At 54.3% G+C, this 13,629-nt stretch carries 10 protein-coding genes and 1 tRNA gene; 2 read left to right on the top strand and 9 right to left on the bottom strand.

The window, feature by feature from the left end; all coding sequences use genetic code 11:
• Positions 1-63 precede the first annotated feature (63 nt).
• Positions 64-384 carry a cg0963 family protein gene (locus JMN36_RS05385; RefSeq protein WP_148209622.1) on the bottom strand — a complete coding sequence of 107 codons (321 nt, stop codon included), beginning with the start codon at positions 382-384 and terminating at the stop codon, positions 64-66.
• A gap of 238 nt (positions 385-622) precedes the next feature.
• Between JMN36_RS05385 and JMN36_RS05380 the strand changes: the two genes are divergently transcribed.
• Entirely contained in the window at positions 623-1,189 is a 567-nt protein-coding gene (locus JMN36_RS05380) for an SRPBCC family protein (protein ID WP_204088134.1), read from the top strand.
• 67 nt (positions 1,190-1,256) lie between these two features.
• Positions 1,257-1,982 (top strand): hypothetical protein, encoded by a 726-nt coding sequence (locus tag JMN36_RS05375; RefSeq protein ID WP_204088133.1) that lies wholly within the window; start codon positions 1,257-1,259, stop codon positions 1,980-1,982.
• A 34-nt stretch (positions 1,983-2,016) separates the two neighbouring features.
• Here JMN36_RS05375 and JMN36_RS05370 read toward each other — a convergent pair whose 3' ends face one another.
• From JMN36_RS05370 to JMN36_RS05335, 8 genes are all read right to left on the bottom strand, one after another.
• Positions 2,017-3,300 carry a heparan-alpha-glucosaminide N-acetyltransferase domain-containing protein gene (locus JMN36_RS05370; protein ID WP_221923990.1) on the bottom strand — a complete coding sequence of 428 codons (1,284 nt, stop codon included), beginning with the start codon at positions 3,298-3,300 and terminating at the stop codon, positions 2,017-2,019.
• 165 nt (positions 3,301-3,465) lie between these two features.
• Entirely contained in the window at positions 3,466-5,040 is a 1,575-nt protein-coding gene (cydC, locus tag JMN36_RS05365; RefSeq protein WP_204088131.1) for a thiol reductant ABC exporter subunit CydC, read from the bottom strand.
• Positions 5,030-6,544: an ABC transporter ATP-binding protein/permease gene (locus JMN36_RS05360; protein WP_269091299.1), complete on the bottom strand. Its 1,515-nt coding sequence runs from the start codon at positions 6,542-6,544 to the stop codon at positions 5,030-5,032. Before JMN36_RS05360 ends, cydC begins: the two co-directional genes overlap by 11 nt.
• 90 nt (positions 6,545-6,634) lie before the next feature.
• Positions 6,635-7,606 carry a cytochrome d ubiquinol oxidase subunit II gene (gene cydB / locus JMN36_RS05355; protein ID WP_221923989.1) on the bottom strand — a complete coding sequence of 324 codons (972 nt, stop codon included), beginning with the start codon at positions 7,604-7,606 and terminating at the stop codon, positions 6,635-6,637.
• A gap of 4 nt (positions 7,607-7,610) precedes the next feature.
• The gene (locus JMN36_RS05350) at positions 7,611-9,194 is read right to left on the bottom strand and encodes a cytochrome ubiquinol oxidase subunit I (RefSeq protein ID WP_204088128.1); all 1,584 of its coding nucleotides are present in this window, start codon (positions 9,192-9,194) and stop codon (positions 7,611-7,613) included.
• Positions 9,195-9,475: 281 nt separating this feature from the next.
• Positions 9,476-9,548, bottom strand: a tRNA-Arg gene (locus JMN36_RS05345).
• Positions 9,549-9,670: 122 nt separating this feature from the next.
• A complete protein-coding gene (locus JMN36_RS05340) occupies positions 9,671-10,894 on the bottom strand; it encodes a cation:proton antiporter (protein ID WP_204088644.1) in 1,224 nt (407 codons plus the stop codon).
• Positions 10,895-11,012: 118 nt separating this feature from the next.
• Complete coding sequence (locus tag JMN36_RS05335; RefSeq protein WP_221923988.1) at positions 11,013-13,577, bottom strand: HAD-IC family P-type ATPase; 2,565 nt, start codon at positions 13,575-13,577, stop codon at positions 11,013-11,015.
• Between the last annotated feature and the right edge of the window lie 52 nt (positions 13,578-13,629).

Here is a 13,629-nt window from a genome sequence, read left to right as displayed (position 1 = left end):
ATACCCTGTTTACTCCATGTTTAGTCCGCGGCTCTAGCTCTCGGCTCGTGTGCTCAGGAAGGACTAGCTTTTGTGCAGGTCGTCGTCGGGGTTGGTCTCGGGGTCCTCGATCGCGTCGATCTCGTTTTGGTAAATGTTCATCCGGTCTTCGGCGGTGAGCATGCTGTCCACGGTGGCGAAGGAGACGGAGAACTGTTGCCGCAGGTACACCTCGCACACCGCGGCCATTTGCTTGGCGTCGTACTTGTTCAGCACGAGGGAACGCTTCACCGTTCCATCTGGCTGAGAGGTCCCGATAATCAGTTGCGGGCCGTTCTCGCCCTCCTCAATCTTGGCGTACACTTCCCGTCCATTGACGTCAGTGAAGCTCGGTTTCTCTGTCATGGTCGTGTCATCCTCCAGTGTTTGTGGTGCACGCACGGGGTTCAGCCACCTGTCACCGTGCGCGGTGTATTAGTCACACGGTCTCAGCCAACCGCGTAACCATTTCCTTTCAGGCTATTCCGTTTGACCCCCCGATGCTCGTGTTATCAACCCGGAACGTGTCCGGCCTCACCCCCATACGGAGGTCGGCTCCCCTCCCCCGCTACTGCCACGCGCGAAAGCACCTACCCTGGCCTGTATGACTTCTCCACACAATTCTGACGACAACACATTCTCCGACGTCGATACGAGCTTGTTTAATCCCGACGATTTTCGCCGGCGGGTGTCTGTCACCATCGACGCCACTCCCGACGAGGTCTATGACGTCGTGTCGGATATCTCGCGGACGGGTGAATGGTCCCCGGTGTGCAAAGCTACGTGGTGGAAAGAGCGTGACGACGGCACAACCCCCACGGAACCCGAGGTCGGGGCGTGGTTCGTCGGCCATAATGAAACGCCGAAACGCACCTGGGAAACGGAGTCCGTCGTGACTGCGGCAGAACGACCCAAGGTTTTCTCGTGGGCCGTCAACGGTGGCGTCGTCGAATGGGGTTATGAAATTGAACCCGCCGACGATGGCGGGTCCACCTTGACGGAGACCTGGGAGGTTACTCAAGAAGGATTCCGGTTCTTCATCAACAAGTACGGCGACGATGCGGAGGCGGAGCTCAATGAGCGACGTGACGCCGCGCTGGAAGGTATTCCGGCGACGGTGAAAACGATCAAATCCCTCGTGGAAAAGGAGGCGTCGCACGACGCGAGCTAGGAGTCTGCGCTGGAGCCGGTAGAATACCTACGCACGATTTCTATAGAGCGCCAAGGACTGATTGCTAATGCCGAACCGCGACAGTGACCCCCGTTACAACAACGCGAACGACGAAACCGAGATTTTCCCCAGTAGCTATTCTGACCGTTATTCGGGTTCAGGGAGCCAGTATTCAGGCGGGAATTCGGATTACCGCGATGACGGGTATTCGACGGGTGGCTACACCCGCGAATATAACTCTGGCGGATATAGCGCGCCCAGCAATCGGGGATATAACGACGCCGGCTATAACTCTGACCAGCAGTATCAGAGCTATCAGCAGGCGCCCGCGCAATCGCCGGCGCCTCAACCGTCGCGTCCGCAGAAGAGTGGCCCCTCGATCAGCGACCAGTTCGATATCCCGAAATTTATCGGCTCGGTGGTGGCAGTTGCCATCGTGGCCTCCATTACCGCTTATGTGGTGGCCTGGATTCTTGAACTCGTCATGGAGCGCATCGCCACCTACGTGAACTGGACGTATCCGCCGATCGACCGGACGTATTACGCGATCTTCGCCGCCCTCGTGGCCATTTTCGCCGCGTTATTGTGGTGGGTGCTCAATATCGGAACGACACTGCCGTCGCTGTTTTACAGTTGGATCGTCGGAGTTGTTCTGGTCGCGGCAGTCGTTCTTCCACTCTTATTAACGACGCCGTTCTACAACGGCATTATCGAATCCGTGATGAACCTCGTGGTCGGGCTGCCGGTGGTGTACCTGATCGCACCAATCGGTAATTCTGCTCGGAAGAATTAGTGGCGCTACTGGGCCGCGATTTTACTTTGCGGCGCTACTGCCCCGCGGCCCTGTTTCCGAGCCATCGGGGGAATCGCTCCAAGGGGCCGCGCCCGATGAACGCCATCCAGCCATTTGCAAAGGTCACCGAACCGATCACAAGTGACCAGTACAGCGGATTAGAGACCACTGTCCCTGCCGGGCCACCCAGAACAAACACGACGATGACGTGCGCGGTGTAAATGGTCAACGGCATGGCGCCCGTGACGGCGATAGGTACGAACCAACGCCGCGCACGTGACACGGTGAGCTGACACAACGCCACGACGATAAGGGCGAACCCGCCGGACCCGACGAATTCTGCAGTGCCCCCGCTGTGTGGTGCTGAATCCACAACAGACTTCTTAATCGAATCTTTCAGTTGCTTCGAACTGCCCAGCCCGTCTAGATACTGACCCCATCGGCTTTCAATTCCTTCGTCTGACGACGCTTCCCCCGATGATTCCGACGCGGGACTTCCGGTCTGCATGCCATCAGCCTGCTTGGCTTTTTGCTTCTTTAACTTGGAGATCACCGCCGACCAATCGGGCTGGGAACTGCCATTCCCATTATCTTGATTGATCCACCCGTTTTTCGGTTCCTCGTCGCTGCCCCACATGGCTCCCACACTGTAACCCACTGCACTGGCACAAACCCCGACAGCAACAAGGCCGGCCAACACTCGGGTGCTCTGCAGGTGAAGCCGGCCTAGCGCCATCCCCAACAGAAGAATGCCCCAGAACACAGGGAGCGGATAGACTCCGCCCAGCACCAGTCCAATCGTTGGGCTGACGTTCCCTTTAGGCAACAGGTACTGAATAACTGCCAACAAAGATGGTCCAACAAGCCCCAGACAGATGGCCACAATGACGAGTGTCCGAGTTCTCGCCCACACAAAAGGTAGAGCGACGAAGTACAGAACACCGTAAAAGGTCAAAATGACCGCAATTCCGGTACCGAGCTGCTCTAACAGCAGGCCGATCAGGAAAATAGCTAGAGCCCGCCCGATGAGTTTCAGCCTTGTTCCCCGCACATCGCTGACCGACGCTGGCCGTTCACCGCGTCCCGTCATCAAACTGATAGACACACCAGCTAGCAGAGCAAATAACACGGCTGGTCGACCGTGGACAAGAGCTGGATACGTCGACGGGTCCATAATGCTTACCGACGACGGTCCCGACGCAACATGAGCTGCGATCATCCCGAAAATCGCCAGCGCCCGGGCAACATCGATCCCCGGCAGCCGTGGCGATTGAACGCTCCCCCTCAACCGCTCGATGGGGTGAATAGGTTGTTTCATGAGAGAAGACTAACCCGGCTTACCCTCAATTGAAAATAAATTTAATGAACCTGAACCTTATGCTTCTGGGGACCAATTCCCGAGTATTACTACGTTCCACATAGAAACGAACAAGCGAAAAGCTACAAACACGTCCCGCGCGCCATTGTTAGGCAACCTTGGCCATCACGACCGCGGATGCCTGACCATCACTATTGTTCGCTCCATCGCCATCGAAGAACCAGAAGACCCAAACCCTAAAGCGTCGAGAAGTAGCTTCTCAGAATCCTTATCGACGTGTTCGGTTGGTTCGTCCAAAAGAAGAATTGAAGAATCACTGAGAAGAGCACGCGCAACGATGAGCCGTCGACGCTGACCACCAGATAACGACTCCTCACCATCATGGAGCACCGTGTTTAACCCTTGGGGCAAATGCTCAACCCACTCTGTCAAACCCACGTGATCAAGTGCCGCCCGCATTGCATTCTCGCTTGCGGCAGGAGAAGCAACCGCCAGGTTATCACGAACCGTCGTCGCGAAAATATGCTCATCCTCAGCAATAAATCGAGCGCCATCCGCAGAATATGCTCCTCCCCAAGGGGGTATCAGGCCTGCCAATGTCATGAGAACAGTGGTCTTCCCCGTGCCTGATGGGGCGATAATCTCATATCGACCTCCTGCAGGAACCTCAAAATTCACCTCCCACACTGGATGGTCCCAACCAACAACCAAATGATGAGCACTCACCGCACCGGCACGTGTAGTAGTCGCTACGACTCCAGAACCTTTTTGTAAACCATCAAAAGACGCCTGCTGACTCAATTGACCACGAGGAGAATCACCGCTGGGGCCATCAGTGCTGAGTACACTACTCAATCGTTCCTCTGCAGCTCGGGAACGGATAACCGTGCACGAAGCCTCCCCAAGTGGTAACACGGCTTCAAATGCAGATAATGGCATCAATGCCACAGCAGCCAGCCATTGAGGGCTGTGCTCTGGGCTAGCAAGAACTGCGACAAGGACAACGACGACAAGGGTGAAACCTGACGTCAAAACTGACGTGGCAGAGGAAAATGCTGACCACGGGTGTGCTCGTCTACGAATTGTCGATATCCTGTGGTCTGCGTCATCGGCCTCACGGAGGGCTTCCTCTAGCTCACCACGAACACTCAGTGCAGGAGCATGATTCACAATGTGATCAACCGCAGTGACATAATCCTCTACTGCCTGGGCCGTCGATGCTTTCTTCTCACCTTGAGCCGCCATCCAAGGAACAACGACGCCAGCAATTATCAGACCAATTGCCAAGATAATTGCAGCTACAAGGGATAATATCGCTGTCAAACCGACAGCGATAACACCGGTATAGGCAGCGATTCTGCGTGGGATGGTGGCACGGACAATTCTGTCAGTAAGGGCATCGACATCGGGCCCGATGAAACTGAGTAAACGTCCTCTCGACATCCCCATGACCGTAGAAGTAGGCGCAGATACGAGGTTACGGTAGATCTGGCTGCGAGCGCTCGCTGCGGCCGTTAAAGCAACATCGTGGCTGGCAAGCCTGTCAACGTATCGAAAAACCGCCCGAGAAATACCCAGAGCACGTACCGATGTAATGGCAATGGTTAAGTCCATGACTGGGGGCATTTGCCATGCACGGGTAATTAACCAAGCCGATACCAACGTCAGTGCGATCGACGATATCAACGTCACCACACCTGCTAATACCGCTCGCTCTCGAGCCCACACATTAACTTTCATCGCGTATCGCCCCCACGTCATACACACGGTCGGCAGCGCAACGCACTAATGGATCATGGCTTGCTACCAACACGGTCGCTCCTCCAGCGGACAAGTCACGCAATTCGTGAATCATTTCTTTGGCCGATTGTTCATCGAGATGTGCAGTAGGTTCGTCGAGAACGACTAGTGTTTTACCGGGAACCAATCGGCGGAAGGATTCTTTCTGGCGTTGTCCGAGGGAAAGGTGGCTAGTGTCGCCAATACTTCCTTCTGTGATAACAGGACGTTGGGGCAAGAAAGCAGTGCGCTTCCAGACTTCTTCACGCGAAAGAGCACCATTTGCGTCACGTACTCCCGCCGTTCCACTGCCACTCCCCAACCCTAAAACCGCCATCAGTGCGGTCGACTTACCCGAACCATTCTGGCCAACAAGAACCGTGATTTCTCCTGGTCGTGCCTTCGCGGAAAGATCGTGAGGGTGAATCCCATCACGGCCTTCACAAGAATAATGGTCAAGTACAACTTCTAAGCCACTATCAGGTCCATGCCCCTGATCAGGAACAGTTGGACGTGGCGGTGGTGACGATTCCAGTTCCGATCGAATCGCCGCCAGGGCGGATACACCGTCTTGAGCTGCATGGAAACGTGCGCCCACTTCACGCAGTGGGGCGTAGACCTCGGGAACGATGATGAGGATAGCTAGACCCTTCGCCAAGGAAATATGCCCACCTAAAAGCCGAAAGCCGATGTTAACAGCAACAAGGGCAACCGACAGTGTGGCTATAAACTCGAGAACAAATGTAGAGAGGAAGGCCAACTTCAAAACGTCCATCGTTGACCGCTTGTGAGTGGTGGCGAGGCGACGAACCTCCTTTTCAGGATCGTATTGCCGACCATGAGCGACTAACGTTGGCAACCCCGCCACGAGATCCACCAGTTGGTCGTTGAGGCGCGATAAATCCTTAAGTTTACGTTCAGTCCGAGACTGAGTGAGCGTACCGACCAGCCACATGAAAAAAGGAATAAGCGGAATAGTGCCACCTGCCCACAAAGCAGAGGGAACATCGAGCCACGCCACTGCCCCTAAAGCTATAGGCGTCGATAACGCAGATGCCATCGCTGCAGGGAGAAAACCAGTTACATAAGGCCGAAAAGAATCCAACCCGTGGGTCAAAATAGTGTGCCAATACGACCGGTTAATTCGATGCGGATCCTGGTGAACAAGGTGCCTCAGTGTCTGAGCCCTCAGCGTGGACACCACGGAATCCGCGGCCGCATCACCCAATCGCGTCTTTGTCCAGCTGACCAGAGCACGCACCACAACAACAAGAACCAGCCACCAAAACAATCTATAGGGATACTCGGATGGGAGCTGATGGGATAAAAACTCGCTCCGATTCGCCGGCTCCACCGCGCGCGCTATCAACGTCCCCACTAATACTCCGCTGGCCACTGTCAGCATAGTATCGACAGCGCTGAGAATGGCCGACACACATACCCACCACCGTGCCCGCGCATTCATATGAGCCAATTGGAATATGTGCATAGCACTACCGATCGATTTCCCTATAGATGATCTATAACTCTTTTTAAAGCACCAATAACGGAAGAATTACTCAGAAGAAGCTGGCTTCGCCGTAATTCTTTTTCTAAATACCCAATACGTCCATGCTTGATACATCACAACAAAAGGCATTCCGAAGGCTGCACACCACGTCAAAACAGACAGCGTGTACCTACCAGAAGCAGCTTCCCACACATCAAGCCCGTTCCACACGCTGGGGAACATCGCACTAAAAGCAAGCCCCGTGACAGAAATAATTGAGATACAGGTGAGGAAAAATGCCCAACCATCGCGGTCGCGAAGCGCAAAAACTAAGCCAAGGGCGAGTCCCGCAACGGCGAACCCGGTCCATATCCAGGTCACTGTTTTTCCGTACGAGAATTGCGTCCACAGAACGAAAGCCCCACCAAAAACAATCGCTAAACTCGCAAAAATAGTTGTGAGTTTTCTAGCTTGAGACCGCAAAACACCTGCGGTTTTTAGCCGAATAAAAAGAGCTCCGTGGAATAGAAACACAAAAACAAAAGCCAGCGCTCCCACTATCCCGTAAAAGTTAAAAAGCGGATAAACTCTGGAAGCATCGTCGGGTACACCCCGTATCATGTTGGCTATAGCCACACCCCAAATCGCAGGTGGCAACCATGAACCGAGCACGATGCCTCGGTCACACCATTGACGCCATGTCTCGGTATTGACTTTTTCTCTCCATTCAATGCTCACTACTCGTACAATAAGAGCAAGAAGGATCAAGAATAACGGAATGTAATAGCCTGAAAATATGTCTGCATACCACATCGGAAAAGCAGCAAATATGGAACCGCCGGCGGTGATGAGCCATACTTCATTACCATCCCAGACTGGCCCGATAGTCGACATCATCGCCGATCGTTTAGGTTCATCGGTTCCCAAAAAGGGTAAAAGCATCCCTACGCCGAAATCAAAGCCTTCAAGTAAAAAATACCCGGCGAACAAAAACCCAATGAGGATAAACCACAGAGTGGGTAAATCGAAGTTCAACATCGCCTTAATCCCCCTTGGTACCGGTCACAGCAGTCTGGGAAAACCTCACGGTTCCTACCTCGTCTGCTGAATTAGAGTCGCGTTCCTGGTCTGACCTGTCGGGAGTTTCGTGCTCGTCAACGGAAGGATGATCATCTTCTGGTGGTCCAGCAAGAACGGCACGCTTCGTTAGCCATAACCAAACGAAGAATAAAGCCAGGTAGGTTAGCGTGAAACCGGTCAATGTCAGGATCACGTTCCACGCGGCATGGTCTGTCACGCCCATGTCAACAATCATTCGGATATCTTCAGTGCGAGGATCACCAACAGAATCCGGATTAGGATGAACAATCCACGGTTGACGTCCCATTTCCGTAAAGATCCATCCCGATGAATTCGCTAGGAATGGAAAGGCCAGTGCCGCGATGCTGCCGACACTAAAAATCTTCTGCCATTTACCTTGCGGTGTACGTCCATGCCGAGTAAAGAACCAAGCAAAGAACGCTAAAGCGATTGACCCAAGCATCAAACCGATCATCGCGCGGAAAGACCAATAAGTGACAAAGAGATTCGGCGAATAATTACCTGGTCCATATAAATTCTCCGCTTCTTTTTGTAATTCAAAAACGCCCTTCAACGTGACACCAGTGAACTGTCCTTTAGCCAGAAAAGGAAGGACCCACGGGACTTCAATCAAGTGGATAACTGACTCGCAATTGTTATGGGTTCCGATTGTCAGGATGGAAAACATCGGATTTTCCTGCGTGTGGCACAAGGACTCAGCTGAAGCCATTTTCATAGGCTGCTGCCGGAACATCATTTTCGCTTGAGTATCACCAGTGATCGCTAACGCAATCGACGATAAGGCAACAACCCAGATCCCGAAGCGAATGAGCGGCCGATACATTGTATGAGGGTTACTGGACTCGACACTGCTCTCGTGAGAATCAGTACCTTCGTTCGGTAGCTTCCCCGCTCGATCAGCGCGAACAAGCCACCAGCAGGAAATACCTAAAACGAAGGTTCCTGCAGTAAGGAATCCACCTAACACGGTGTGGGGAAATGCAGCAAGAGCTGTGGGATTTGTCAGAAGCTTGCCAAAGTCGGCTAATTCAGCCCGATGGGTACTCGGGTTATATTCGGCGCCAACAGGATGCTGCATAAAAGAATTTGCGACAATAATAAAATATGCTGAAATATTGACGCCAAACGCTACCATCCAAATGGCCCCGGTATGCATCCAAAGAGGTAGTTTTCCCCACCCAAAAATCCACATTCCGAGGAATACCGACTCCATAAAGAAAGCAATAAGCCCCTCGAGCGCCAAGGGCCCGCCGAATACATCTCCTACCATACGAGAGTATTCAGACCAGTTCATTCCGAATTGAAACTCCTGAACGATGCCAGTCGCAACCCCCATGGCAAAGTTAACAAGTAAAATATTGCCAAAAAAACGAGTCGCGCGATACCAGTGAGGTTTCGACGTAAAAGCCCACATGGTCTGCATAATGGCCACCAACGGCGCCATGCCGAGTGTCAGCGGGACAAAAATAAAATGGTAGACCGTGGTAATCCCGAACTGCCACCGCGAAATATCCACGACATCCATTGCCGCCTCCAATACTGAAAACTTGAAAGCACCCGGGATTTCGCCGCACCCCAATATAAGCGGCCAAACTATAACGAGCCCCGGGCTTCCCATCAGGTACAAGGGCGTATCAATATAGAAAACTACGAAATCTACGTTTCCGTAGGTACCGCCCTTCAGTCATACAGTCGTACTGGACCTGCCGATAGTTCCCACCCACACCAATATTCTGAATCACTAACTATTTTGGGGGCAATAGCATTCGATTCCCCAAAACGACATCTACGTAGCAGACAGGATTGTGCCCCAGAGAGGAATCGAACCTCCGACACCGGCTTTAGGAGAGCCGTGCTCTATCCACTGAGCTACTAGGGCAAGAACACATCGGTTACCGTTCCTGCTGGCAAAAGCCCGTCTACACGGATTCTCGACCACCAGGAACGAGAACTAAAAGCAAAACTAGGATAGCCGACAACCACCGAGACCAGAAAACCGCGTTACAGTTTCCTCTTGTCCTTGGGCTGAAGCGCAGCAGCAATGAGTGGGAAGACCAGAACCGTCACCGCACCACCAGCGACAAGAAGAGACGCCGCTGATTCATCTAACAAATGCGCATTCGTCGCCACTTCAGTCACCGCGACAATGATTGGCAGACCCGTCGCGGCATAGCAGGCAAGCTGAAGCTTCTGATTGGTCGTCGTCAACTTCGAACCTGTCTTGGTGAACATTTCCCGCAAGAACACTGGAAGACCACGAGCCACCAGAATGACGCCGACAACGGCAAAGAGTTGCCCAATGTTGGCCCCGACGGTTTTCACATCGATATTGATACCTGAACAAACGAAGAAGACGGGGATAAAAAAGCCATAGCCCACGACATCCAACCGTTCCTCAATAAGGCCGTGAGCACGCTCTGGAACCAGACCGCGCAAAACAATACCGGCGGCGAAAGCTCCCAAAACGACATCGAGGTCGAATACTGCCGCGACTGTCATTAGTATTGCCAGCATCAGCTCCACCATGCGAACGATCGACTGATTCGTCGCCGAGGCGCCGTCGATAATCGCACGACCTACCCATGGAACGAGAGCGGCTACAGTCCGTGGCACGATCGCTACCATGGCTGCGATGGCAAAGAAAGCGAGCAGAATCAGGAATGTCACGCCCATTGACCTCGCGGATAACAACAGAGCGATGGCCATAATGGGCATCAATTCGCCAACAGCACCATGGAGCATGACAGATTTACCGACGTTGGTCCGCAATAAATCCGACTGCTTCAAAATGGGCAGCAACGTACCCAAAGCGGTGGATGTCACAGCGATGGCTAGTGTTACCGCAGTCAGTACTCCGTTTCCTTTGAGGAAAACCAGGGCTCCAATAAATGCCAACACTAGGCACATAACCCACGTCAATGCGGCATTACCGCCCTCTTTGCTGCGTAACGAGTCCGTGTCCAACTCGTAACCTGCCAGCAGAAACAACATCCCCAAGCCCAACTGACGCAGGATTGAAATACCGGAATCGATCTCCGCAATCCCCCACACGCTTGGTCCGATAATGACGCCTAAGACGATGAGGAACACCACGGCTGGAATACGCTTACCCGTCATGAAGGACAGGATGGGAGCCAACAGTGCCACCGCCAGAATTGCAGTGAGCGAAATCATGGTGTCGGTATTTGCCTGGCCCGACGCCAGCACCGTCTGAGAGACCGCCATTGTGTCGGCTACTGGGACTGAAGTCATGGATGACAACCCTACTGATTGGTTGATCGTGAATCGAATGAGCCTGACCACAACGTACAGCTAATTGACCCTGACCACTCGCTCCACGGGATTAATACTTGAACACGCCCTCGGCCTCTGAGTGATCCCACAACTGCGCATCGCCACGCTTCGTGTGGCTAATCCACCACGCGATTTCGATAGCAACACATCCGATCGCGCCGACAATGAGCGCCTGGGACATCAGCCCAAGGTTCGTCGGATCCAGCAACAAAATGTGAGCAATCCACGGAACCGAGAAAATCACGACATAAGCCAGGGCCGATACGACCAGCAGCACGATCTTCCACAGCTTGTACGGGCGAGCAACCACAATGAGCACCCACAGCGCCATCGTGATCATCACCGTCAGCGTCGCCGTCGATGCTTGCGATCGGTCAAAGTTGTCGCCTCGTGTGACCCACAACCAGAACCCGACTGTCACGGCACCGATCAGAACTCCCGACGGGACCGCCAACCGCAGGACACGGCCCACGAAGCCGGACTTTGCCCGTTCGTGGTTCGGGGCCAGCGACAAAATGAACGCCGGAATTCCGATGGTGAACCAGCCGGTCATGGTCACGTGGATGGGTTGGAAGGGGTAGCTCATCCCGAAGATGCCGACGATCAGCGCCAGCAACACCGAGTACACGGTCTTCGTCAAGAAGAGGTTGGCTACGCGCTCGATGTTGCCGATAACCCTGCGGCCTTCGGCAACAACATGTGGCAGCGTCGCAAAGGAATTATTCAACAACACCAGCTGGGCAACCGATCGCGTCGCCGGGGACCCTGCTCCCATCGCCACACCGATATTGGCATCCTTCAAGGCCAACACGTCGTTCACCCCGTCACCCGTCATCGCGACGGTGTGATCGTTCCGTTGCAGCGCGCCCACCATCGCGCGCTTCTGCTCGGGTGTCACGCGCCCAAACACCGTGGACTCTTCCACGACCTCGTCGAATTTATCCTGGTCGGACTCGAAATCGGGAAGCTCGCGGGCATCGATGGTCTTCGAACTATCAATACCCACCGACGACGCCACAGCCCCCACGGACTCCGCATTGTCGCCGGAAATAACCTTGACGTGCATTTTCTCGCGGTCGAAGTACTCGATCGTCTCGGGCGCATCGTCGCGCACTTTCTGCTCAAGGACGATCAGCCCCCGCGGGGTGAGGTCATCATCGCCGGGGTCTTTGGGCGTCGCAGTGATGTCATCGAGCTTTTTCGACGTCTGGGCCAAGAGCAAAACGCGCAGACCACGCCGGCCTATCTCATCGGCTGCTTCAGCCGCCTCCGACCCCGGTAGCGCAATAACATCTGGGGCGCCCATCACCCACGTCGTCTCACCAAAGCTGGCTCCCGACCATTTTCGTGCCGACGAAAACGCCTTGGTATCCGTGGGATCCATGACTTCGGTGTCCGAGTCGAGATCGTGGATTCCTTCGGCGATGGCTTCCGAGGTGTCGTTCTTGTCGTCGTCCGCCGCGATTAACGACGCCAACGCGCCCAGGACTTCCTGGTCGACGCGAGCCCATCCCTCGTCTGATTCTGACAACGGTTGATCAACCGATGAATCGCTGGTGGAACCTGATTTCTGCTCCGAGTTCACCTCCACGACGTCGTTGAGGACCATTCTGTTTTCCGTCAGCGTGCCAGTTTTATCAGTACAGACAACGTCGACACGGGCCAGCCCCTCGATGGCGGGCAGCTCATTAACCAGCGCTTTAAACTTGCCCAGGCGGACAACCCCGACGGCGAACGCGATCGACGTCATCAAGACCAGCCCCTCGGGGACCATCGGAACGAGCGCGGCGACCATGGCCAACACTGCGTCGCGAAGTGAATCCCCGGACCGGAACAGCTGAGTCCAAATGGTCAAAATACCGGTCGGGATCAACAGCCACGTAATGATGCGGAGGATTTTGTTGATGCCCGACATCAACTCAGAATCGGTGAGTTCGAATTTATTCGCGGCCGCGGTCAGTTTCCCGGCGTACGAGTCCGCCCCGACCTTCGTCGCCTGGTAGAGCCCATGGCCGGACTGCACAAAGGACCCGGATAGAACCTCATCCCCCGGCGATTTTTCCACCGGGTCCGATTCCCCGGTGAGCATCGATTCGTCGATATCGACGTGCTCAGACTCGACGACGACACCGTCGACAACGACCTGGACCCCCGACTTCAGGATGATGAGGTCATCCAGCACAACCTCATCGCGGGAAATCTCGTGGTCCTCCCCGTCCCTTCGGACAGTTGGCCGCGCTTCACCGACGATGGTGAGCTTGTCTAGCGTCCGCTTGGCGCGAAGTTCCTGGATGATCCCGATGCCCGAGTTTGCGATGATCAACAGCCCGAACATCGCGTTAATGAGCGATCCCGTTGCCAGAACAATGACAAGGAGGACGCCGAGCATCGCGTTGATGCGGGTAAAAACATTCGCCTTGATAATCGACCAGGTTGAGCGGCCGGACCGTTCAGGCAGTGTATTGCCTTTACCGTCGCGACGACGTTCCTCGACCTCCTGCGAGGTCAATCCCACCGACGGATCCGTGTGGAAAGTACGGTCATCATCAGCAGAAGAGTGGGACGACTCCGCCGAGTCGTGAGACGGCGAAGCGTCGGACTGTTGTTGAGCCATGTGCTCATTGTAGAGAACGCCTTATTAACACGACTCGGCTATCGACGCTCAA

Source organism: Corynebacterium pseudokroppenstedtii (genome assembly GCF_019754945.1).
Taxonomy (GTDB): domain Bacteria; phylum Actinomycetota; class Actinomycetes; order Mycobacteriales; family Mycobacteriaceae; genus Corynebacterium; species Corynebacterium pseudokroppenstedtii.
Note: the sequence above shows the minus strand (reverse complement) of the source record. Positions and strands in the feature narration are given on the sequence as shown.

Excerpts from the sequence above, each read along its gene's own strand:
- JMN36_RS05385 (WP_148209622.1), bottom strand. The coding sequence starts at position 384 with ATGACAGAGAAACCGAGCTTCACTGACGTCAATGGACGGGAAGTGTAC.
- JMN36_RS05380 (WP_204088134.1), top strand. The coding sequence starts at position 623 with ATGACTTCTCCACACAATTCTGACGACAACACATTCTCCGACGTCGAT.
- JMN36_RS05375 (WP_204088133.1), top strand. The coding sequence starts at position 1,257 with ATGCCGAACCGCGACAGTGACCCCCGTTACAACAACGCGAACGACGAA.
- JMN36_RS05370 (WP_221923990.1), bottom strand. The coding sequence starts at position 3,300 with ATGAAACAACCTATTCACCCCATCGAGCGGTTGAGGGGGAGCGTTCAA.
- cydC (WP_204088131.1), bottom strand. The coding sequence starts at position 5,040 with ATGAAAGTTAATGTGTGGGCTCGAGAGCGAGCGGTATTAGCAGGTGTG.
- JMN36_RS05360 (WP_269091299.1), bottom strand. The coding sequence starts at position 6,544 with ATGAATGCGCGGGCACGGTGGTGGGTATGTGTGTCGGCCATTCTCAGC.
- cydB (WP_221923989.1), bottom strand. The coding sequence starts at position 7,606 with ATGTTGAACTTCGATTTACCCACTCTGTGGTTTATCCTCATTGGGTTT.
- JMN36_RS05350 (WP_204088128.1), bottom strand. The coding sequence starts at position 9,194 with ATGGATGTCGTGGATATTTCGCGGTGGCAGTTCGGGATTACCACGGTC.
- JMN36_RS05340 (WP_204088644.1), bottom strand. The coding sequence starts at position 10,894 with ATGGCGGTCTCTCAGACGGTGCTGGCGTCGGGCCAGGCAAATACCGAC.
- JMN36_RS05335 (WP_221923988.1), bottom strand. The coding sequence starts at position 13,577 with ATGGCTCAACAACAGTCCGACGCTTCGCCGTCTCACGACTCGGCGGAG.